This is a genomic window from Sphingomonas trueperi (assembly GCF_040545965.1).
Lineage (GTDB): Bacteria > Pseudomonadota > Alphaproteobacteria > Sphingomonadales > Sphingomonadaceae > Sphingomonas > Sphingomonas trueperi_C.
In genome coordinates this window covers 25,944-46,982 of the sequence record NZ_JBEPMV010000011.1, presented here as the reverse complement: position 1 = coordinate 46,982, position 21,039 = coordinate 25,944, and the positions used below count along the sequence as shown (strand labels likewise).

The 21,039-nt window shown below is 68.9% G+C and carries 17 protein-coding genes; 4 read left to right on the top strand and 13 right to left on the bottom strand.

Annotation, left to right across the window (positions count from 1 at the left end):
• Positions 1–106 precede the first annotated feature (106 nt).
• Complete coding sequence (locus ABIC35_RS21385; RefSeq protein WP_121080118.1) at positions 107–2,338, bottom strand: beta-glucosidase; 2,232 nt, start codon at positions 2,336–2,338, stop codon at positions 107–109.
• A gap of 316 nt (positions 2,339–2,654) precedes the next feature.
• Between ABIC35_RS21385 and ABIC35_RS21380 the strand changes: the two genes are divergently transcribed.
• Both ABIC35_RS21380 and ABIC35_RS21375 read left to right on the top strand, forming a co-directional pair.
• Positions 2,655–3,872 (top strand): MFS transporter, encoded by a 1,218-nt coding sequence (locus tag ABIC35_RS21380; RefSeq protein ID WP_354278598.1) that lies wholly within the window; start codon positions 2,655–2,657, stop codon positions 3,870–3,872.
• A gap of 12 nt (positions 3,873–3,884) precedes the next feature.
• Positions 3,885–4,913, top strand: coding sequence for a LacI family DNA-binding transcriptional regulator (locus ABIC35_RS21375; protein ID WP_121080114.1), 1,029 nt, complete (start codon positions 3,885–3,887; stop codon positions 4,911–4,913).
• Here the strand turns inward: ABIC35_RS21375 and ABIC35_RS21370 are convergent.
• The 5 genes from ABIC35_RS21370 to ABIC35_RS21350 form a co-directional block, all read right to left on the bottom strand.
• The gene (locus ABIC35_RS21370; RefSeq protein WP_183049532.1) at positions 4,896–5,630 is read right to left on the bottom strand and encodes a TorF family putative porin; all 735 of its coding nucleotides are present in this window, start codon (positions 5,628–5,630) and stop codon (positions 4,896–4,898) included. The two genes, ABIC35_RS21375 and ABIC35_RS21370, sit on opposite strands and share 18 nt — an antisense overlap.
• Positions 5,578–6,768 (bottom strand): S8 family peptidase, encoded by a 1,191-nt coding sequence (locus ABIC35_RS21365; RefSeq protein ID WP_121080110.1) that lies wholly within the window; start codon positions 6,766–6,768, stop codon positions 5,578–5,580. Before ABIC35_RS21365 ends, ABIC35_RS21370 begins: the two co-directional genes overlap by 53 nt.
• Positions 6,765–7,391 carry an anti-sigma factor family protein gene (locus ABIC35_RS21360; RefSeq protein WP_121080108.1) on the bottom strand — a complete coding sequence of 209 codons (627 nt, stop codon included), beginning with the start codon at positions 7,389–7,391 and terminating at the stop codon, positions 6,765–6,767. Before ABIC35_RS21360 ends, ABIC35_RS21365 begins: the two co-directional genes overlap by 4 nt.
• A gap of 3 nt (positions 7,392–7,394) precedes the next feature.
• The gene (locus ABIC35_RS21355; RefSeq protein ID WP_354278597.1) at positions 7,395–7,988 is read right to left on the bottom strand and encodes an RNA polymerase sigma factor; all 594 of its coding nucleotides are present in this window, start codon (positions 7,986–7,988) and stop codon (positions 7,395–7,397) included.
• A 118-nt stretch (positions 7,989–8,106) separates the two neighbouring features.
• Positions 8,107–8,754, bottom strand: a complete 648-nt coding sequence (locus ABIC35_RS21350) for a PEP-CTERM sorting domain-containing protein (RefSeq protein ID WP_121080103.1) — start codon at positions 8,752–8,754, stop codon at positions 8,107–8,109.
• A 259-nt stretch (positions 8,755–9,013) separates the two neighbouring features.
• Between ABIC35_RS21350 and ABIC35_RS21345 the strand changes: the two genes are divergently transcribed.
• Entirely contained in the window at positions 9,014–9,448 is a 435-nt protein-coding gene (locus ABIC35_RS21345; protein WP_121080101.1) for a pyridoxamine 5'-phosphate oxidase family protein, read from the top strand.
• A 50-nt stretch (positions 9,449–9,498) separates the two neighbouring features.
• On the opposite strand, the gene ABIC35_RS21340 is transcribed toward ABIC35_RS21345, so the two are convergent.
• The 4 genes from ABIC35_RS21340 to ABIC35_RS21325 all read right to left on the bottom strand — a co-directional run bounded on the left by ABIC35_RS21340 (position 9,499) and on the right by ABIC35_RS21325 (position 15,890).
• Positions 9,499–10,905, bottom strand: coding sequence for an efflux transporter outer membrane subunit (locus ABIC35_RS21340; protein ID WP_121080098.1), 1,407 nt, complete (start codon positions 10,903–10,905; stop codon positions 9,499–9,501).
• A 50-nt stretch (positions 10,906–10,955) separates the two neighbouring features.
• Positions 10,956–14,132 carry an efflux RND transporter permease subunit gene (locus ABIC35_RS21335; protein ID WP_354278596.1) on the bottom strand — a complete coding sequence of 1,059 codons (3,177 nt, stop codon included), beginning with the start codon at positions 14,130–14,132 and terminating at the stop codon, positions 10,956–10,958.
• Positions 14,133–14,248: 116 nt separating this feature from the next.
• Positions 14,249–15,499 carry an efflux RND transporter periplasmic adaptor subunit gene (locus tag ABIC35_RS21330; RefSeq protein ID WP_121080096.1) on the bottom strand — a complete coding sequence of 417 codons (1,251 nt, stop codon included), beginning with the start codon at positions 15,497–15,499 and terminating at the stop codon, positions 14,249–14,251.
• Complete coding sequence (locus ABIC35_RS21325) at positions 15,477–15,890, bottom strand: hypothetical protein (RefSeq protein WP_121080094.1); 414 nt, start codon at positions 15,888–15,890, stop codon at positions 15,477–15,479. The genes ABIC35_RS21330 and ABIC35_RS21325 overlap by 23 nt, the downstream gene beginning before the upstream one ends.
• Positions 15,891–16,381: 491 nt before the next feature.
• On the opposite strand from ABIC35_RS21325, the gene ABIC35_RS21320 reads away from it, so the two are divergent.
• Entirely contained in the window at positions 16,382–16,849 is a 468-nt protein-coding gene (locus ABIC35_RS21320) for a hypothetical protein (RefSeq protein ID WP_121080092.1), read from the top strand.
• 27 nt (positions 16,850–16,876) lie between these two features.
• On the opposite strand, the gene ABIC35_RS21315 is transcribed toward ABIC35_RS21320, so the two are convergent.
• The 3 genes from ABIC35_RS21315 to ABIC35_RS21305 form a co-directional block, all read right to left on the bottom strand.
• Positions 16,877–17,488: a TetR/AcrR family transcriptional regulator gene (locus tag ABIC35_RS21315; RefSeq protein ID WP_121080090.1), complete on the bottom strand. Its 612-nt coding sequence runs from the start codon at positions 17,486–17,488 to the stop codon at positions 16,877–16,879.
• Positions 17,489–17,600: 112 nt separating this feature from the next.
• Entirely contained in the window at positions 17,601–17,807 is a 207-nt protein-coding gene (locus ABIC35_RS21310; RefSeq protein ID WP_121080088.1) for a hypothetical protein, read from the bottom strand.
• A 132-nt stretch (positions 17,808–17,939) separates the two neighbouring features.
• Positions 17,940–20,909, bottom strand: coding sequence for a TonB-dependent receptor plug domain-containing protein (locus ABIC35_RS21305; protein WP_121080086.1), 2,970 nt, complete (start codon positions 20,907–20,909; stop codon positions 17,940–17,942).
• Positions 20,910–21,039: the final 130 nt, after the last annotated feature.

Below are 21,039 nucleotides of genomic sequence, written 5' to 3'. Positions count from 1 at the left end.
CCCCTCCTGAACGGGCCGTTAGGCCCTGATGGTCCGCTGAGTACCGACAATGGTCGGTGACAACGTTGTCTTACTTTTCTTCACACTTTCCCCTTTCGTTATGTTTTCATTTACGAATCGCACCGGCGGGGACCTCTACTTCGCGAATCATCGTCGCGGAAGCAGAATCCTGCCCGACTGCGAGGCGATACTTGCCGGCCGGGATCACCCAGCGCCCGTTCTGCCAGCGCGCGAGCGCATGGCGGTCGGCGGCGAGCGTCACCTGCGCGGACTCACCACGCTTGAGCATCTGGCGTTTCCATGCCGCCAGCCGCGGCGTGCCGCCCTCGGGCCCGGTGACGTAGAGCTGCGGCACGACGGCACCCGCGCGCACGCCTTGGTTGCGGACGGTAACGGTGACCGACGGCGCCGCGCCGCCGGTGAAGCGCGCATCGGTGAGGGCGAAGCGGGTGTAGCTGAGGCCATAGCCGAACGGGAACAGCGGCTGCGTGCCCTTGGCGGCATACCAACGATAGCCGACATTGGCGCCTTCGCTGTAGGTCACGTCCCAGCTCGGCAGGGCGCTGCCGTCGCCGGCACCGGCGTCGCTCGCGGCGTTGGAATTGAGGCCGGCGGGCACCACCGGCTTGGGCCGGGGCAGCTGGTCGGCACTCTTGGGGAAGCTGATCGGCAGGCGGCCGGACGGATTGACGTCGCCGAACAGGATGCCGGCGATCGCCTCGCCGCCGCGCTGCCCGGGATACCAGGCCTGCAGCACCGCCGGCACCTGCTCCAGCCACGGCATCAGCACCGGGCCGCCGGTTTCCAGCACCACTACCGTCTTCGGGTTCGCCTTGGCGACCGCGGCGATCAGCGCATCCTGGTTGTCGGGAAGTGCCAGCGAGTCGACGTCCTGCGCCTCGGTCGCCCATTGCGTCGCGAACAGCACGACCATATCGGCCGAGCGCGCGGCGGCAGCGGCCGCGACAGGATCGCTGCCGTCGACATAGGTCACCTGCGCCTGCGGCGCCTTGGCGCGGATTGCCTGGAGCGGCGAGGAAGCATGCCAGGTCACCCGCGCAAACGACGCGGCGGCGCCGCTGGTCAGCGGGATCTCGACCGGCGCACCGCCGACCGACCGCACCTGGCTCGACCCGCCGCCCGAGAGTACGCCGACATCGGCATGGCCGCCGATCAGCACGATCTTCTTCGCCGACTTGGCCAGCGGCAGCAGGTCGCCCTGGTTGCGCAGCAGCACCATGCCCGCCTCGGCGACGCGCTGCGCGACCTGGGCATGCGCGGCATAGTCGATCGGCTGGGCGGTCGCGGGCGTCGGATGGTCGTAGAGGCCGCTGGCGATCACCCCGGTGAGGATGCGCGTCACCATCTGGTCGATCCGTGCCTCGGTGATCTGACCTGCCTTGATCGCCGCCTCGATCTTCTCGGGCGCGAAGTAGATTGCGTGGTCGAGCTCCTGGCCCGATTCCTGATCGAGCCCAGACATCGCGGCCTTGACGGTGGAGTGCACCGCGCCCCAGTCGCTCATCACCCAGCCGGTATAGGCCCAGTCGCGGCGCATCACGTCGGTGAGCATCCGCGCGCTCTCGCAGGCATAATCGCCTTCGATGCGGTTATAGGCGCACATCACCGAGCCAGGCTTGCCGGCCCGGATCGCGATCTCGAAGGCGAGCAGGTCGCTTTCGCGCAGGGCCGCGTCGTCGATCCGCGCGTTGAGCACGGTGCGGCCGGTCTCCTGGGCGTTCAGGATGAAATGCTTGATCGTCGAGACGATGTGGTTCGACTGGACGCCGTCGATCGCCGCGCCGGCCAGCGTGCCGGCGAGCAGCGGATCCTCGCCGAGATATTCAAAATTGCGGCCGTTCCAGGCATCGCGGGTGAGATTGACGCCGCCGGCGAGCAGCACGTTGAAGGTCTTGGCGCGCGCCTCGGCCCCGATCATCGCGCCGCCCGCGCGGGCCAGCTCAGGGTCGAAGGTCGCGGCGGTGGCGAGGCCCGAGGGCAGCGCCGTCGCGACGTCGCCCTTGCGCTGCTCAACCTGGTTGGCGACGCCGAGGCTCGCGTCGCTTTCGCGTAGCGTCGGGATACCTAGCCGGGGGATGCCGGGGACATAGCCGGCCGATGGGATCATGTCCGCAGGCGCGGGCTGCGCGCGCGGCGGGAACAGGCCGTGGATCAGCTGCAGCTTCTCGGCATGGGTCATGGCGCGGACCAGCGCGGCGGCGCGGGCCTCGGGCGCCAGCTTGGTATCCTGCCATGCTTGCGGGGCGTTCTGCGCGCACGAGGCCGCAGGCGCGGTGCCGGCCAGGAGAAGCAGGGCAAGGGCGCGGGCAGCGTTCATCGGCGCGAGAGTTCCTGATGCTGGGGAAGGGGTGCGGCCCGAAAAATGCGGCCGCCGTCCATCGGGGCGGACGACGGCCGCAGGTAATCCGCCCTTGAGGAGGGGGCCGGAACCGGAAAGCAGATCTGGGTGGAGGCGTGCGTCGGCGCAGTCGCGCGGCAAACGGCAGCAATGCCCGGCATGTCCTCTCCCCCATTTCGACCCGCATTATTGCGAGGTAGTTTTCTGACAGCGATGTCTGGATATATCTGACATCGATGTCAAGCATAAAGCCGATCCGCATTGTCTGACCAGCGGCCGACGCTAAGGTCCGAGTGTGGCATTGACCCCCCTCCCCTCCCCGGCATCGGACATGGTCGCACGGCTGTTTCGCCGCTCGATCGGCATCTTCTTCATGGGCGGCTTCGTCACCGCGCTGGTCGGGCTGCTGGTGCCGCGGCTGACGCTGATCGACCGGCTCGACTATACCCGCGCGGCGCTGGTCCAGTTCGCCTTCCATTCGAGCTATCTGTTGTTCGCGCTGCCGATCACCGCGCTGCTGGTCCGCACCGGCTATATGCGTGCGATCGCCGCGGGGCTGGCGGTGATGAGCTGCGCCTGCGTCGCGCTCGGGGGCGCGGCGTGGATCGGCAGTTATCCGTTGCTGCTGCTGGCGCTGCTGAGCCTGTCGACCGGCATCACCTTTCTACAGATCGCCGCCAATGTCGTGCAGCCCTTGGTCGCGACCGAGGGCGGCGGTGCGGCGCGGCTGACCCTGCTCCAGGGGTTCAACTCGGTCGGCACCGTGCTGGCGCCGCTGATTGGCGCGGGCTTCCTGCTCCAGCTAGGCGCGATGGGGCGGGTGCCTCTGGCGCTGCCGTTCCTCGCCTGCGCGCTGGTGCTCGGCTGGCTGTGCCTCGTTTTCTGGCGCGCGCGCGACCTGCTCGCGTCCCACCCCGCCCCGGAGCGGTTGCCACTGGCGGCGCTCGGCCGGGTGCTGCGCCAGCCGCGCCTCGCCTGGGGTGCGCTCGCGATGTTCGGCTATGTCGGCGCGGAGGTGACGATCGGCAGCCTGCTCGCCAATTATCTTGCGCTGCCGACGATCCTCGCCATCGATCCGGCGAGCGCGGGACGGCTGGTTAGCCTCTATTGGGGTGGGGCGATGCTGGGGCGCTTCGCCGGCGCGCTGGGACTGGCGCGGATCGCACCGGCACGGCTGCTTGCGGGGGTGGCCCTTGGGGCCGTGCTGCTGGTCGGGATCGCGAGCGGTGCGCACGGCATCGTCGGCGCGGCGGCCCTCACCGCTGTCGGGCTGTGCAACGCCATCATGTACCCGACGATCTTTGCCCTGGCGCTCCCCGAGGACCGCGGGCTCGCAGCCTATGCCTCGATGATCCTGTGCATGGCGGTGGTCGGCGGCGCCATTGTCCCGCTCGCAACCGGTGCACTTGCGGATCATGTGGGGCTCGCCGCCGCGCTGGGGCTGCCGCTGCTGTGCTATCTGGGGATCGCGGCCTTCGCATGCATGATAGCGCTATCGCCCGTGAAACGATAAGACTGCGCACGCATGAAGCCGCTTACCCTCAAGGACGTCGCCCGGCAGGCGGGCGTTTCGCCCAAGACCGTCTCGCGCGTGATCAACGGCGAGGCCTATGTCCGGCCCGAGGTGCGCGCGGCGGTGCAGAAGGTAGTCGATGAACTCGGCTATCGGCCCAACGCTTTTGCCCGCGAGCTGTCCAGCGCCCGCTCCTTCCTGCTCGGCCTCTATTTCGACGACCCGGCCTCGGCCTATGCTGCGGACGTCCAGCGCGGTGCGCTCGCGCGGTGCCGGGCGCTCGGCTACCATCTCGTCGTCGAGCAGGTGACGCGCGATCGACTCGGCTGGCTGGAGGAGTGCGAAGCGTCGCTGCGATCGATGCGGCTGGGCGGCGCAATCCTCCCCCCGCCCCTATGCGACTGGCCCGAGCTGCTCGACCTGTTCGCGCGGATGGAGGTCGCCGTGGTGCGGATCTCGCCGGGCGATGCGGACGAGCGCACCGCCGCAGTGGAGATGGACGAACGCGGCGCCGCACGCGAGCTGACCGAGGCGCTGATCGCGCTCGGCCACCGCGATATCGGCTTCATCCAGGGCAATCCCGAACACCATGCCGCCGCCCGCCGGCAGGAGGGCTTCGAGGCGGCGATGGTGGCGGCAGGCCTCCCGCTGCGGTCGGAGCGGACGCTCCCGGGCGACTTCACCTTCCGCTCCGGCCTTGCCGCCGGCGAACGGCTTTTGTCGCGTGAGGACCGGCCGAGCGCGATCTTTGCCGCCAATGACGAGATGGCGCTGGGCGTGTTGGTCGCAGCGATGCGCGCCGGAATTGCGGTGCCAGACCAGCTCTCGATCGCCGGGTTCGACGATGCCGCGATTGCCCGCATGGCCTGGCCGCCGCTCAGCACCGTCCACCAGCCGCATGTCGAGATGGCAGCGGCGGCGGTGGAGTTGCTCACCCGCCCAGCCGAGGGGCGCAAGGCGACGCCGTCGCTGCGCCTGCCCTACACGCTGACGCTGCGCGACAGCACAGGCCCCGCCCCCGCGTCAGAAACCGAGCGATAGCGCCAGCGTGACCGCCCGGCGCGCATGCTCGCCGCCGCGGTAGAAATCGGTGCCCGGGGCCCCGCCGGTCCAGGCGAGCTGGCCGTCGATCCGCCCGAAGCGCCTGGCCACACCGAGGCTGTAATCGAACTGCGTTCGATCCGTGCTGTAGCGGGGGACGGTGCCCAGGAACTGCATCGCGCCGCCATGCGCAAGTAGCCGCCAGCCAGGGGCCGGGCGCACGACGCCGTCGAGCGCGGCGTAGAGCGTCGAGGTGTCGCGCCACAGATAGTCGGGGGAATAGTGCAGCCGGGCCGACAGGCTGCGGCCGCCGATGCCGAGATAGGCTTCGGTATAGCCCGCCGCGCGCGGCGTGGTGGCCCCGTTGCGGAACTCGCGCCGCGTCACGCCGACGTCAAGCACCCGCCCGCCGGACAGCCGCCAGGCATAGCCGGCATCCACGCCCGCCGAGACCAGGGCCGCGCCCTCGGGTAAGGCCGCCGCAGTGGCCGAGGCATCGGCATAGATACCCGAGCGATCGTCATAGCCCAGCGACAGGGTCGCGGCGGGGCGCCCCGCGCTGATGCTGCGGCCACGCCAGCGCTCGTCGTTGGTCACCGAGACCTGCCCGCTCCACTGCGCCCGTGCCGGCACCGCGCCCAGCAGCGCGAGCGCCAGCAGCGCCTCAGGGACGCGCGCTCGCGCATTTTGCCTTCCCCACCACGCTCGCACAGGCATCGATCTCTCCGCCGCCGGGTCTAGCAGAAACGAGCGAAGGTCGTCTGCCTTGTGCATGCTCTTGGCGGATCAGCGCGATCAGCCCGCTCACCTCGGCGGCAGCATAGGAGGAACCGCTCGCCAGATACCAGCGGCCGCCGGGCTGCGTCGTGGGGATATCGCGCCCGGGCGCAGCATAAGGACCGCCCGCCTGCCCCACCGCCGCCTCCGCCACCGCGACGACGCCCGGCATCGATGCTGGAAAGCCGCCGCCGGGCAGCTTGGGATCATAGGCCGCGACCACCGTCGCCCCGCGCGCAACGCCGATCCGCAGCAGCGTCTCGAGCAGCCGGCTCGGCGGCCCGGCGAGGCTGAGGTTGATCACATCGGCGCGCTGCTCGACCGCGAAGCTCACCGCACGGGCGAGGCTGAGGCTGTCGCAGAGCGTCCCGGCACCGGGCCCCGCTCCCTGCTCCGCACAGGCACGCAGCGCGAGCAGCCGGGCGCCGGGCGCGATACCGACGATGCCCACGCCATTGTCCGGCCGCGCCGCGATCACGCCCGCGATGCCGGTGCCGTGGCGCTCCGCCGCGACGCCCGCGCCGTCGACGAAGTTGCGCTCGACCGCGACCTGCCCCGCCAGATCCGGGTGCCGGGCATCGACCTGGCTGTCGATCACCGCGATCCGCGCACCGCGGCCCGTCGTGGTGCGGTGAAGCATCGCGAGGTGCCAGGCCCGCGCAACGGGCTGGGCCGGGTAGAGCGGATCATTGGGCGTCGGGTCGCCCTGCGCCTCGAAGGTCTCGATCGGCTCCGACCATTCGACGGCGGAATCGCGCGCGACCTGCGCAGCTGCCTCGGCGGGGGCGCGGCCCTTGGGGACGGTCAGGATGAAACAGTCGATCCCGATGATCGGCATCGGCCAATTGCCGGCGAGGCGCAGCCCGTTGCGCCTGGCCACTGCGGCTGCGATCCGCCGCCGCGCCGCCGCCGACTGGTCCTCGCCATAGCCGCCGCCATAGCCGCTGCCCGCGCGGAAATGCGCCGGCGCCAGGCGGAGCATCATCAGGATGCGCGGGGCGACCTCCTCGGCGGCACGTGCCTGCACGGGGGCCGCCGCGAGCAGCACCAGCAACAGCGCCGCGCGCAGCCACCTCATGGCGCGGCGTCGACCGGCTGGGCCAGCGTCACCCCCTCCTGCGCCCGCAACCGGGCCAGTGCCGCCGCGCGCTCGCCAGGCGCGATGGCGAGCAGATAGGCGCCCGCCGCCGTCGGTCCATCGACCAGCCGCGCGCCCGAGGCTTCGATCGCCTCGCGCAGCGCCGGCTCGCGCGTGTCGGGCGCGAACATCACCAGGATGTTACCCGCCTGCCCCTGCTGGGGTGAGCCGAGCGCATGATAAGGTTGCGGGGTGGCGACCGACGGCGCCTGGCGCTGGAGGTGCAGCACCACGCCGACGCCGAGCACCAGCACCGCCGCCTGCGCCGCCAGCATCCAGCCGGCGCGGCGGAGGAAACTCTTCGGCAATTGCGGTTGCGCCTCTGATTGGGCAAGTTCGAGCATCATTCGGTCCCAGCCGGCAGCACTCGGCGCGGGCAGGTCCGCAACGGCGCCGTGCAGCCGGCGCTCCGCCGCCAGTTCGTCGCGGCATTCGGGACAGCCGGCGAGATGCGCGTCGACCAGCAGCCGGTCGCCGGGTTCGATGTGCCCGGTCACGTACCAGGGCAGCAGCAGCATCGTCGCCTCGTGCGGATCGCCGCGCAAATGGAGTAGGTCGCCCATCGTCTAGATCCAGTCCGCCAATTCGCCCGCCATCGCACGCCGCAACTGGCGCCGGGCATGGAACATCCGCGTCTTCACCGTATCGACCGGACATCCCAGAATCTCGGCAATCTCGCGATAGCCGATCTCGTGAAAATAGGTGAGGTCCACCACCGCGCGATGCTCGGCCGAGAGCACGCCCATCGCGCGTTGCAGCGCCTGCCGGGTGCGATCGCGCGACAGCCCCGCATCCGCCGTGCTGTCACCCGCGACCTCGGCGAGCAGCGCCGCATCCTCGGCCACGGCGAGCGGCTCGCGAGCACGGGCGCGCACCGCCTTGCGGTAGGCGATGGCGAACAGCCAGGTCGACAGCCGGCTCGCGCCGGTGAAGTCGCCCGCCTTCTGCCACAGCACCATCAGCGTGTCGTTGACCACTTCCTCCACCAGCCCCGGCGAGCGCAGCAGCGTGCCGACGAAGCGGGTGAGCCGCGGCTGGTAGCGGCGGTACAGCTGCTCGAACGCCCGAAGGTCGCGCGCGCGCACGGCCGCGACGAGGCCCATTTCCTCGTCGTCCTGCCTTGCGGTCGAGTGCCGCGCCTGGGGATCGCTCTGTATCACGCACCTGCCTTCGCTCCCCCTTAGTGGTGTGTAGGGGAGCGAAGGTTCAATCGGTGCGACCCGAGGTGCAAATTTTCGCCGGCCGGACGGTTTTGCGCGCCCGGCCGGCGGCGGGAGATCAGGCGAGCGCCGGGGTAGCCTGGCGGCGACGGCGATAGCGGAGCATGCCGCCCGCCGCGCCGGCGCCGAGCATCAGCATCGCCCAGCTGGCCGGCTCGGGCACGGCGGCGGCGAGCGTGGCGTTTTCGGGCGCGAAGTCGCTGATCTGGGCGTTGCTGCCGAAGCCGGTACGCGGCCACAGGTTGAACCCGTATTTGCCCGGCGCAAAGCCGGTGCTTGGCAGCAGCGACAGCGGCACCTTCACCGTCAGGATGTTGCCGGCGATCGCCACCCAGTTCGAATCGAGGGCGGTGCCGCCGATCGCGCCGGTGCCGTCCTTCTGCACCACGATCGCCTGGTCGAAGATCACATTGCCCTGGCCGATGCTGCCGAACGGCCGGATCGCGCCCTTGCCGGTGTTGACCCCGAATACATAGAAGCCGGCGGTACCGGGCGTGATCGCACCGGCAAAGGTGGTGCCGAGCGTGAACAGCTTGTCGGCGGAATCATAGCTTACCGAGAAGCTGGTGACGTCGAGATCGGCGAGCTTCGGGCCGGTATAGCCCGAGAGGAAATCGCCGGTCGCGTCGGTAACGGTTTGGGTCTGTGCCAGCGCGGGTGCGGCGGCGAGCGAGACGAGCGCGGCTGCGCCCAACAAGATACGCATCTTTTGGTTCTCCCTTGATTGGTCCGATCCGGTGCACAGGGGCGGACACCGGATCGGACACGCACGTCGGCCTCGGCCGCACACAGGGGGAACGCCGCGGCCGGAAGCGTTCGCATGCCGTCAGTGCCGGGCCGGACGGGAATGGTTCAAAGCGGATGAAGTTTTTCGGGCTGTCGAAAGGGGAAGCCCGCGCAACCGACGCCGTCCGCCGTGGTTGAAGCCTCCGGCCGGAGCGCCCGGTCGTGTGGAAGGATGCATCATGGCGGAAATGACGTTGGAAGACCTGGCGAAGAAGATGGGCAAGATCGACTTCGGCATGCTCTCCACCCGGACCGACGGGGGTGCCATCGCGAGCCGCCCGATGAGCAACAATGGCGAGGTCGAATATCGCGGCGACAGCTACTTCTTCAGCTATGACAGCGCGCGGACCATCGCCGACATCGAGGCGGAGCCGCGGGTGGGCCTCACCTTCACCGGTGCGGCGGGGCTGCTCGGGGGGCCGCCGCTGTTCGTCGCGGTCGAGGGCGATGCCGATCTGGTGCGCGACAAGGCGCAGTTCGCCGAGCACTGGACCAAGGATCTCGATCGCTGGTTCGAGCAGGGCATCGACACGCCGGGCGTGGTGATGATCCATGTCCGCGCGCAGCGGCTGCATTATTGGAATGGCAGCGACGAAGGCGAGATCGCCCTCTGATATTCGCCCCCGGCACCGCGCCCACCGGTAGCGGCGCCGGGGGCGGGTCTTCAGGCCTGCTGCTGCCAGCCGCCGCCGAGCGCGCGGAACAGGTTGACCTGTGCCTCGGCGATCGCGGCATCGGCCGTCGCCAGCGCGGCCTGCGCGTCGGCGAAGGTGCGCTCGGCATCAAGCAGGTCGAGCGAGTTGATGTCGCCCTCGGTCTGGCGCGCGCGGGCGATCCGCACGGCCGCCTCGGCTTCGTTGAGTGCCGCCTGCAGCGCCGTCCGCCGCTCGAGCGCGCGACCGTAGTTGGACAGCGCGGTCTCGGTCTCCTGCAACGCGGTGAGCACCGTGCCGTCGAAGGTGGCGAGCGCCTCGCGGCTGTCGGCCTCGGCCGCGGCAATCCGCGCGCGCGCCGGGGCCGGGTTCACCGTCCAGTTGATCAGCCCGCCGACGAGCCAGCGCAGCGGCCCCGCGCCGAAGATGTTGCCGAAATCGTTGCCGGTCGATCCGCCCGAACCGCCCAGCGATATGCGCGGATAGAGATCCGCCGTGGCGACGCCGATCCGCGCCGTCGACGCGGCAAGCCGGCGCTCGGCCGCGCGTACGTCCGGCCGCCGAGCGAGCAGCGCCGCGCCGTCGCCGACCGGGATCGGCTGGTCGAGCCGCAGGGTGGTGTGGCGCTCGCGCGCTTCGGCGGGCAGTTCGGCAGGCGTCTTGCCGATCAACGTGGCGAGGCGGAACAGCGCGGCGTCGCGCTGGGCGGCGAGCGCGGGTACGTCCGCCTGGCGCTGGTTGCGCAGCGCCGCGATGCGGGCGACGTCGAGCCGCGTCGCCAGCCCGACATTGCGGCGGCGCTGGGTGAGGTCGATCGACTGGTCGAGCAGTGCCACGATCCGCTCCGCCACCGCCAGCCGCTCGGCCGAGGACACCGCGTCGGCATAGGCGCGCGCGGTATCCGCCGCGACGATCACGCGGACCGCATCGGCATCGGCCTGGGCCGCCGCGACGTCGCCGCGCGCCGCCTCGACGTTGCGCGAGATGCGGCCGAACAGGTCGACCTCATAGGAAACGTTGAGGCCGGTATCGATCTGCCAGTCGTTCTGCGCGCTGCCGATCGGGCGCTGTCCCACGGGCAGACGTCCGTAATTGGCACCGGCGCTGGCGGTCGCCTGGGGCAGCCGGTCCGAAGTTGCGCCGCGCAACGTCGCGCGAGCGCGCTCGATGCGGGCAACGGCGCCGCGGACATCGGTATTGGCGGCGAGCGCCTCCGTCACCAGCCGGTCGAGCACCGGATCGTTATAGAGCCGCCACCAGCCCTCCTGCACCTGCGCGGTCGAGACCGCCGGGGTGGTGGAAAGGAAAGCGCCCGCGGCGCTCTGCGGCCGGGCGGGTGCCTTGTAGTTCGGGCCGGCGGCGCAGGCGGAAAGCGCCAGCGCCGAGACTGCGGCCATGATCGAAGCCATGCGTTGCATGCGAAATCTCCTGCGGCGGGCGCATGAGAGCGCCCGCCGGTTGGTTCAGTTTACTCGGCCGGCTGGAGCTGGTGGTGCGCCCCACCCTGCCCACGCCGCCGGGCGAGCCGCGCACCCAGCGCGCGGCACACCACGTAGAAGGTCGGCGTGAACAGCAGGCCGAAGCCGGTGACGCCCATCATCCCGAAGAACACGGCGGTCCCCAGCGCCTGGCGGAGCTCCGCACCCGCGCCGCTCGCGATCAGCAGCGGCACCGCGCCGAGGATGAAGGCGAAGCTGGTCATCAGGATCGGCCGCAACCGATCCTGCGCCGCCCGCACCGCGGCTTCCACCGGCGACAGACCGTCGCGGACTTCCGCCTGGTGGGCGAACTCGACCACGAGGATCGCGTTCTTCGCGGCAAGCGCGATCAGCACGACCAGCCCGATCTGCGTCAGCACATTATTGTCCATGCCGCGCAGGTTCACGCCCGCCATGGCGGCCAGCAGACACATCGGCACGATCAGGATGATCGCCAGCGGCAGTGTCAGGCTTTCATATTGCGCCGCCAGCACCAGGAAGACGAACAGCACCGCCAGCGCGAAGACCAGCCCTGCCGTGCTCCCCGCCATCTTCTGCTGATAGGCGATGCCGGTCCACTCGCCCGCATAGCCCGCAGGCAGCTCGGCCGAGAGCTTCTCCATCGCGTCGAGCGAGGCGCCCGAGCTGTAGCCCGGTGCGGTATCGCCATCGACTTCCACCGCCGGGAACAGGTTGTAGCGCGTGACGCGATACGGGCCCGTCTTGTTCTCGAAGGTCGCGACCGATCCGATCGGCACCATGCCGCCGGCGTCCGAGCGCGTCTTGAGGTTGGCGATGTCGGCCTCGGTCGCCCGGAAGGGCGCGTCGGCCTGCGCGGTCACCCGGTAGGTGCGGCCGAGCATGTTGAAGTCGTTGACGAAGGCCGAGCCGAGATAGACGTTGAGCGCTTCGAACACCCGCTCCGGCGGCACGCCGAGAATCTCGGCCTTGCGGCGATCGATATCGGCGAAAACGCGCGGCGTCGCGGTGTTGAAGAAGGTATAGACCTGGGCGAGCCCCGGCGTCTTGTTGGCCTGGCCGATCAGGCCGAAGGCGGTGTTGCCCAAGGCTTGATAGCCATGCTCGCTGCGATCCTCCACCATCAGGCGGTAGCCGCCGGCCGAACCGATGCCCTGGATGAGCGGTGGCGGGACCACGAGCAGCATCGCCTCGTTGATGTCGGCGGTGCGCTTGCGCGCCTCGGCCATGATGCCGGCGATGTTGACGCCGAGCTTCTTGCGCTCCTCGAAGCTCTGCAGCGGTACGTATGCGGCAGCGCTGTTCGGGGCGAGCGTCTGCGACGGGCCGTCGAAGCCCGCGAGCATCACCGAACCCTTCACGCCCGGGATCGGCAGGATGCGCGCGACGACCTTGCGCATCACTTCATCGGTACGCTCGAGCGACGAGCCCGGCGGCAGCTGGATGACCGTGAGGAAATAGCCCTGGTCCTGCGCCGGGATGAAGCCGACCGGCGTCACCCAGAAGGTGGCGACCGTGGCGGCGATCAGGCCGAGATAGGCGACCATCATCCGCTTGGGCCGGGTGACCAGCTTGTGGGTGAGGCGGGCATAGCCGTTGCTCATCCGCTCGAAGCCGCGGTTGAACGCATCCGCCGCGCGCGCGAACCCACGCCCGATCCGGCCCTTGGCCTCGCCCTCGTGATGCTTGAGCAGCACCGCGGCGAGCGCCGGGGAGAGCGTCAGCGACACGAGCAGCGAGATGGCGGTGGCGACCGAGATCGTCACGGCGAACTGCTTGTAGAAGGCGCCCGACAGACCGTTGAGGAACAGGGTCGGCAGGAACACCGCGAACAGCACCAGCACGATCGCGACCAGCGCGCCCGACACTTCGTCCATCGAGGTGCGCGCGGCTTCGAGCGGGGTCATGCCCCGCGCCAGGTTGCGCTCGACATTCTCGACCACGACGATCGCGTCGTCGACGACGATGCCGATGGCGAGCACCAGCCCGAACAGCGACAGGTTGTTGAGCGAATAGCCCAGCGGCAGCAGCACCGCCATGGTGCCGATCAGCGACACGGGAATCGCCACCACCGGGATGATCGCCGCCCGCCATTTCTGGAGGAACACGATCACAACGAGGACGACGAGGACGACCGCTTCGCCGAGGGTGTGGTACACCGCGTCGATCGACTGGGCGATGAACTCGGTGGGGTTGTAGATCACGCGATATTCGAGGCCCTTGGGGAAGGTCTTCGAGATCGTGTCCATCTCCGCCTTGATCCGCAGCGCGGCGGCGAGCGCGTTGGAGCCCGGGCGCTGGAAGGCGGCCAGGATCACGGTCGGCTTGTTCGAGAGATAGGTGTTGGAGGAATAATCGGCGGCGCCGAGTTCGACGCGCGCGACGTCGCTCACGCGGACCTGGCGGCCTGCACTATCGGTGCGGATGACGACGCGGCTGAACTCGGCCGGAGTCTTCAGGCGACCCTGCGTCTCGACGTTGAGCTGGAAGGCATTGCCACTGGGGCTGGAGCCCGGCTGGCCGAGCGAGCCCGCCGCGACCTGGATGTTCTGCCCGCGCAGTGCCTGGACGATGTCGCCCGCGGTGAGGTTCAGCGCGGCGGCACGGCCGGGATCGATCCACACCCGCATCGCGTAGTCGCGCGCACCGAACATCCGCACGTCGCCCACGCCCTCGAGCCGCGCAAGGCGGTCCTTCACTTGGGTGAGCGCATAGTTGGAGATGTAGCTGCGATCGATCGAGTTGTCGGGCGAGATCAGGTTGACGACCATCAGGAAGTCGGGGCTGGTCTTGCGCGTGACGACGCCGAGGCGCTGCACCTCTTCCGGCAGACGCGGGATCGCGACCGCGACGCGGTTCTGCACCAGCACCTGCGCGGCATCGAGATTGGTGCCGGTCTTGAAGGTGACGGTGATCGTCACATTGCCGTCGCCGGTCGACTGCGACGACTGGTAGAGCATGTCGTCGACGCCGTTGATTTCCTGCTCGATCGGCGCGGCAACGGTTTCCGCCACGGTCTCGGCCGAAGCGCCGGGATAGCTGGCCGTCACCGTTACCGTCGGCGGCACGATGTCAGGATATTGCGAGATGGGCAGCGCGAAATAGGCGATGCCGCCCAGGATCGTGATGATGATCGCGATCACCGCCGCGAAGATCGGGCGGGTGATGAAGAAGCGTGAGAGGCGCATAGCCTTCTCCTTTTCCTAGCGGACGCGCGTGCTCGCGCCCGCGCTGGATCGCGCGGACGGGCACACGGGAAACTACCTGCCGCCGGGCATCTGGGGTGCGCCCGGCGGCAGTTCGGTCAGCGGGCGAAGGTCGCCTGGCCCGTGACCGGAGCGGAAACGACGGGCGCGTCGGTCGCGGCGTTCGGCGTGATGGTGCCGGCCTTGGGCTGCACCTTGCCGCCGGGCTGGGCGAACTGGGTGCCGGCGATCACCACCTTGTCCTGGGGCGCGAGCCCCGAGCGGACGATGCGCAGGCCGTCGACCACCGGACCGAGCACCACGGGCTTGGGCACCACGGTACCGTCGGCGCCGACGGTGAGCACCAGCTTGCGCGCCTGATCGGTCTGGATCGCGGCGTCGGGCACCAGCAGCGCCTGCGCCTTGCCGCCCGCGGCAAGCCGCATGTTGCCGAACATGCCCGGCGTCAGGAACATGTCCTTGTTCGACAGCACCGCGCGACCGCGGATCGTGCCGGACTTGGGATCGAGCCCGTTGTCGGTGAAGTCGATTTGGCCCTTCCAGCGATAATCGCCTTCGTCCTGCAGCCGGATCTCGACCGGGCTGGCGGACGAGCCCGCCGCGCGCTTGGCCTTGAGGAACAAGGCTTCCGAGCCGTCGAAGGTGAAGTAGATCGGATCGAGCGCGTTGATTGTGGTGAGGAGCGTGCCCCCCTGCCCTTCCCCGGCGGCGACCAGATTGCCGGGATCGACCTTGCGATCGGAGATGCGGCCCGAAATCGGCGCACGCACCTGGGTGAACTCGACATCGAGCGCGCGAGCGCGGACACGGGCCTCCGCCGCGGCGACAGCGGCAGTGGCCGCGCGGACGCGGGCCTGGAGACGTTCGACATCGCTCTTCGACACCGCCTCGACGCTCACCAGCCGCTGGGCGCGGTCGAGGTCGGAGCGGGCGAGCGCCAGATCGCTCTGCGCGCTCGCCACGCCGGCCTTGGCTTCGGCCAGGGCTGCCGTGAACGGACGCGGATCGATGGTGAAGAGGAGCTGGCCCTGCTTCACGACCATGCCGTCCTTGAAGTGGATCGCGGTGACGGCACCCGAGACGCGCGGCCGCACCTCGACGGTGCGGCTCGCCTCGAAGCGGCCGACATATTCGTCCCACTCGTTGACTTCGCGGGCGAGCGGCGCGGCGACGGTGACGACGGGTGCGGCCGGCGCAGCGACGGCAGGCGCGTTGCGTCCGCTCAGCCCGAAGCCGGCGGCGACTACGCCCACCGGCACGACGACCAGGGCCGCCTTCTGCCAGGTGCGCAGACGCTTGGGGCGGCGCTCGGCCACCGCTTCGCCCTCAATGGGCGCGTGCATATTCATGATGGTTCCCCTGATTCATCGCCGCGCGACCACGGCTGATGCTGGTGAGCAGCGTTTCCAGCTGGCCGGGCGTGTAGCCGGCCTCGTGAAAGCGCTGGATTTCGGACTGGGGCACGCGGAAGCCGCGGTGCCACGAGATGACGGCGATGCGGCGCAGCGCCTCGAGCTTGGGATCGGCCAGCCGCGGGTTGCCGCGCTCGCCGCCGAAGATCACGCCGAACGCGATCGAGAGGCGGCTCGGCGCCTCCAGCGAGGACATGCGATCGCGCTGGGCGATCGCGACGACCTGCCATTCGAGCGCGCTCAGCTTGGTTTCCTCGCGCGGGGTGGCGAGGAAGGCGGGGAGCGCGGCGGCGTTGCCGGCCATGTCGGTGAGATCGAGATATGCCATGTCATTCTCCCTCGGTTGCGCCGGCGGGGAGCAAGGCTCCGCCCTCCCGAAAAGCGCCTGCTGCGGTTCCGGGTGCCGGGATGAATTCGTCTGGTTGCGAGCCATGGATCGCAGCGATAGCTCGCTCCGTCCACCTGCCGTGAGGCAGCGCCCGTTACTACGTGGGTATGATCGGTTAGAGCCTAGGGCTCACCCCGTTTCTTGCGTGCAAGCTGGCGCATGTCCGCGTCTCCGTCTGCCCCGCGACCCCGTGGGGGCGGCGGATCACTTTCTATACCAGTCGGTATATAAATCGCGCTGCGGTGCGTCAACAGGCTTTTTATACCGGCCGGTATTTTTCCTCGCAAGCGCATTTTGCGTGTGCGAAACGTTTTCTTTTCAAGCCGCTGCACGCGCGCTCCCGACCTGTTTGCCATGCGGCCGAGCGGCGGGTACACGACCATTGCCCAGGCGTTCCAAACGTCTGCATCTGTTCGTGGGAGACTTGCCCGATGCGCCGTGCCCTTCTCGTTGCCGCCGTCCTGCTCACCGCCTGCGGATCCAAGGAAAAATCCACGACGATTGCCGGCACCACCTACAAGACCGACGAGAGCGCCGGCACGTCCTCGATCACCACGGCGAACGGCAGCATCAAGACGACCCAGGGTGCCGCCGCGGCCGCGGTGGTGATGCCCGCCTATGCGCCGGTCTATCCGGGCGCGACCGTCGATGGCGTGATGGAAACCGAATCGGGCGGCCGCAAGACCAAGATGGTGACGCTCGCGACCCAGGATCCGGTCGCCAAGGTCGGCGATTTCTACAAGGCTGTGCTGGCCAAGGAGGGGTGGAAGCTGCCCCAGTCCATGCTGATGCCCGACGCGGCGATGATCACCGGCGAGAAGGACGGCAAGCAGGTGTCGGTGATGGTCTCGAAGCAGGAAGACAAGACCGGCGTGGTGCTCACCGTTCCCAACGACTGATGCTGGCGATCCGGCGAAAGGCCGGTTTCAGCGTGCCGGCCACATCGAAAGGCTGGTCTGGACCAAGCGCTCGAGATCGGCGCAGCTGGTCCCCGCCCCGCCCTGCAGCGCGATGCCCTGGATCAACGCGATGATATAGGAGGTAAGCCCCTCCGGATCGGCATGCGGCGGAAGATCGTCTTCGGCCTTCGCGCGCTCGAACCGCTCGACGATCGCGCGCTTGGCGGCCTCGCCGCGCTTGAGCACTTCCTCGCGGATCGACTCGGCCTCGGCACCGCAGGCCACCGAATTGATCACGCCCATGCAGCCACGAGGATCGCTGGTATCCCGCTGGCGCTCGAGCGCGCCGCGCAGCAGCGACTCGGCAACGCCGCGGGCGGTCGGGGCTTCGAGCGCCCGGCCGATATAGCACATCTTCTCGCGCTCGTAGAGATCCAGCGCCTTACAGAACAAGGATTCCTTGTTGCCGAACGCCGCATAGAGGCTGGGACGGGTGATGCCCATCGCCTCGGTCAGGTCGGTCAGCGAGGCACCTTCATAGCCCTTGGTCCAGAAGATGCGGAGCGCCGCCGTCAACGCCTCGTCGACGTCGAACTCGCGGGGGCGACCCTTGGCTACGGTACAGGCTGCGGTTTTCATAACGAACGGTATATAACCCCGACGACGGCCGATTGCCAGTACGCGTATTTCCGCACGCCGCAAAGGGGCCAGGCCCCGGGTGGCGGCAGGTGCGCCGCCACCCGGCAGATCCTCACGGACGAACGCCGCGCACGCCGTTCAGTACCGCGAGCGCGGCGATGCCGAGAAAGGCGGCGCTGGTCCAGGGCCGCGCCTTGGCGAAGCTCTTGGCCTTTTCGGTGATCGGAGCATCCCCCGAGAAATGGGCGCGGATGTCGTCGGTGAGCGCGGTCTTGCCGTTGGACACGGTCTTGGCGGCAGTCTGGGTGGCTTCGGTCATGCTTCGTCTCCGTTGATCCGGGCGCAGCGTTGCGCACCCGGCCTCAACGCCCGCCGCCGCTCCGGTTTCCGCACAAAACAAAGGTCCCGGTCTTGCGACCGGGACCAGGAGATCGTCGGGGGGACGAAAGGATCAGAAGTTCAAGCGCACGCCGATGCGATAGGTGCGGCCGATGGTGTCGTAGAGCGCCGGGTTCACGTCGAGGCCGGTATTGGTCTGCGGCGCGGGGACCGGATCGACGTTGAACAGATTGTCGACCTTGAAATAGCCCTCCAGCCCGCGGGTAACCTTGTAAGAGCCGCCGACGTCGACATAGAAGGCGCCGGGCATGAAGTTGCGGCTGATCGTCGGGTTATTGCCCGTCGAGACGGGGCAGTTGGTCTGGCACTCGACATATTGGTTGCCGAAGTTGCCGTCGGAGAACCAGCGCTCCTGCACCAGCAGGCTGAACTTGTCGGTGTCGTAGGTCTGGATCGCCAGCCACTTCCAGTTGGGCGTCGCGCCGTTGTTGGCGCCAGCATTGTCCACCGTCGCCACCCCGGCGATGCCGGCGCGGACGAGGAACTCGCTGACGTGGGTGCCCAGCGCGCGGACGGTGAAGTTGCCCGGCAGGCCCAGCGGCCGCTGCCAGCGATAGCTCGCCTCGATATCGAAGCCGCTGGTCTTCCAGCTCGCCAGGTTGAACGGCTGGACGTTGATGAAATTGCCGCCCTGCACCGGGCTGTTGAGCACGAAGCCGCCGCAGAACGTCTGATTGCCCTCGAAGCAGAAACGGACGATCTGGTCCGGCGACAGCGTCGAGACGACGCCGCTCAGCTTGATCGTGTAATAGTCGAACGACAGGCTCAGGCCCGGCAGCCAGGTCGGGTTGGCGAGCGTGATGCCGACTTCGGTGTTGCGCGCGATTTCGGGCTTGAGGTTGGGGTTGCCCACCGTGTTCTGGAACGCCTGCACCGCAACATTGCGGAACGGATCGTTGAAGTTCGGCAGCGTGGTGACGGTGGGCGCGGCAAACAGCTCCGAGAGGTTCGGGGCACGGACGTCGCGCGAGGTGACCGCACGCAGGCGGATGCCGTCGATCGGGGTCGACCAGGTGCCGCCGACCTTCCACGCCCAGACCGAGCCGGACGTGCTGTAGTGCGTGTAACGCGCGGCGGCGTTCAGATTGGCGCGGCCGAGGCTCTCGCTGTCGAGCAGCGGCAGGTTGGTTTCCGCCGAGAACTCGTAGACATTGTACTTGCCGCCGCCATTCTTGTAGTTGCCCGCCGCCCAGTTGCTGCCCAGCGTCTGGTTGAGCAGCGGATCGACCGGATAGGCGGCGCTGTTGGGGCTGGAGGCACCCGCGCCGTAGGGATCGGCGTTCACCCGGTAGAATTCGCGGCGATATTCGCCGCCGATCGCCAGGCTGAGCGGGCCGGCCCAGAGATCGAACAGATTGCCCGAGATGTTGGCGCTGACCACGTCCTGGGTCAGCTTGGTGTGCTGGAACGGCCCGTTGGCCGGAGTGACATAGGCCAGCGCCGAGGCCGAGGGCGCGAAGCCGCCGAAGATGTTGATCGGCTGGCACCCCGCGGCGCGCGCCACCGGATCGGCGCAGACGATCGCGCCGTTGAGCGCAATCGCATTGGTCGCGGCGACATAGCGGTTCTGCAGCACGATATCCTGGACGTTGATGTCCGCGATCGTCACGCCATGCTCGTAATAGGCGTCGTAATTCCACTCGCCGCCGGCGGCCGAGAATTTGCCCTTGGCACCGAGCACGCCGCGATACTGGCGACGATCGGTATAGACCTGCGGATCGGGGAAGGCGCCGTTGCTGGTGCCGAAGTTGAACGAGGTGATCCCCGCCGTCGCGCAGCGGTCGCGGACCAGCTGCGGCAGATAGGGGTTGGCGCACTGCACGGTCAGGTTCGGGCGGTTATAGCCCGGGCTCGGCTGGTTGTTGGTCTTGACCTGGCCGATGTTGAGCGTGCCGTAGAACTCGTTGCCCGGCGCGAAATCATAGCCGATCCGCGTATAGCCGACGACGCGCTGGAGCTTGGAGACCAGCGACGCGCCCGAGCCCGGCGCACCGGTGAGGTCGCCGCCGACGCAGAAGCTGTTGCCCGGATAGCAGTTGCTCACCCGGCCGTTGCCGAGCGGCTGGCCGTTCGAGCCGTACTGGAAGTTGTACGGATTGCCTGCGGCGTCGAAGGCGATGCCCTGGAGCGGGCCGTTGTTGATCAGGCCGTAGCGGGCGTACTGATAGGGCTGGGCATAGTCGCTGTAGACGAACTGCGGCGATCCGCCAGTGGTGACGCCGGTGTTGAGCAGCGTCGTCGCCTTGTACCAGTCGCGGCTGCGCGCGAGATCGGTGCCGAAGTCGCCGGGGCCGACGCCGCCGTCATGCGCATACTCGCCGCTGACGATCACGTGCAGCCGGTCGCCCGCGAACGAGCCGCCCCAGGCGCCCTGTGCCAGGATCTGCTTGTTGTCGCCGTAGGTGGTGATGCCGCCCATCACATTGGCCTTGAAGCCGGTGAAGCGGGTGTTGGTGATGAAGTTCACCACGCCGCCGACCGCGTCCGAGCCATAGGTGGCCGAGGCGCCGCCATTGACCACGTCGACCCGCTGGACGAGCAGTTGCGGGAACAGGCTGATGTCCGGCACGCCGCTGACGTTCGCCGCGGCGACGCGCTGGCCGTCGAGCAGCGTCAGCGTGCGGATCGGCTGCAGGCCGCGCAGCGAGAAGGAGCTGAGGCCCTGGGTGCCGCTCGAGGTGCTGAAGGTGCCGGTGGCAGCGCCCGTCGAGCCCTGGAGCGAGGGCAGCTGGGCGATGGTGTTGAACAGGTTGGGCTGCGCATTGGCGGCGATCTGCTCGGCGCCGATCACCGTCGTCGGGGTCGGGGCGGTGAAGCCGCTGGCGACGATACGCGAGCCGGTGACGACGATCTGGTCGTTCTGTTCGGCCTGGGCGGCCGTGTCCGCCTGCGGCACTTCGGCGGCGGGCGCCGGCTCGGTCGTGCTGGTCTGGGCATGCGCCGCGCTCGCCCATCCCATGGCCGCGAGCGCGATCAGGCTCGCGCCGCCAAGGCGCAGCTGCGACGTGAGAATGGCTTTCATGCGACGAACCCCTCCAATGTTTTCCGGGCGTTATCCGACCCGTGGCGATAATGTTGCGACGCTAGACCTGCGCGGCGCCGCAGGCATCTACGACATAGGTGGTAGATGCCTGCGGACCGCTCAGAACGGG

Excerpts from the sequence above, each read along its gene's own strand:
- ABIC35_RS21385 (WP_121080118.1), bottom strand. The coding sequence starts at position 2,338 with ATGAACGCTGCCCGCGCCCTTGCCCTGCTTCTCCTGGCCGGCACCGCG.
- ABIC35_RS21375 (WP_121080114.1), top strand. The coding sequence starts at position 3,885 with ATGAAGCCGCTTACCCTCAAGGACGTCGCCCGGCAGGCGGGCGTTTCG.
- ABIC35_RS21370 (WP_183049532.1), bottom strand. The coding sequence starts at position 5,630 with ATGCCTGTGCGAGCGTGGTGGGGAAGGCAAAATGCGCGAGCGCGCGTC.
- ABIC35_RS21365 (WP_121080110.1), bottom strand. The coding sequence starts at position 6,768 with ATGAGGTGGCTGCGCGCGGCGCTGTTGCTGGTGCTGCTCGCGGCGGCC.
- ABIC35_RS21360 (WP_121080108.1), bottom strand. The coding sequence starts at position 7,391 with ATGGGCGACCTACTCCATTTGCGCGGCGATCCGCACGAGGCGACGATG.
- ABIC35_RS21350 (WP_121080103.1), bottom strand. The coding sequence starts at position 8,754 with ATGCGTATCTTGTTGGGCGCAGCCGCGCTCGTCTCGCTCGCCGCCGCA.
- ABIC35_RS21345 (WP_121080101.1), top strand. The coding sequence starts at position 9,014 with ATGGCGGAAATGACGTTGGAAGACCTGGCGAAGAAGATGGGCAAGATC.
- ABIC35_RS21340 (WP_121080098.1), bottom strand. The coding sequence starts at position 10,905 with ATGCAACGCATGGCTTCGATCATGGCCGCAGTCTCGGCGCTGGCGCTT.
- ABIC35_RS21335 (WP_354278596.1), bottom strand. The coding sequence starts at position 14,132 with ATGCGCCTCTCACGCTTCTTCATCACCCGCCCGATCTTCGCGGCGGTG.
- ABIC35_RS21330 (WP_121080096.1), bottom strand. The coding sequence starts at position 15,499 with ATGAATATGCACGCGCCCATTGAGGGCGAAGCGGTGGCCGAGCGCCGC.
- ABIC35_RS21325 (WP_121080094.1), bottom strand. The coding sequence starts at position 15,890 with ATGGCATATCTCGATCTCACCGACATGGCCGGCAACGCCGCCGCGCTC.
- ABIC35_RS21320 (WP_121080092.1), top strand. The coding sequence starts at position 16,382 with ATGCGCCGTGCCCTTCTCGTTGCCGCCGTCCTGCTCACCGCCTGCGGA.
- ABIC35_RS21315 (WP_121080090.1), bottom strand. The coding sequence starts at position 17,488 with ATGAAAACCGCAGCCTGTACCGTAGCCAAGGGTCGCCCCCGCGAGTTC.
- ABIC35_RS21310 (WP_121080088.1), bottom strand. The coding sequence starts at position 17,807 with ATGACCGAAGCCACCCAGACTGCCGCCAAGACCGTGTCCAACGGCAAG.
- ABIC35_RS21305 (WP_121080086.1), bottom strand. The coding sequence starts at position 20,909 with ATGAAAGCCATTCTCACGTCGCAGCTGCGCCTTGGCGGCGCGAGCCTG.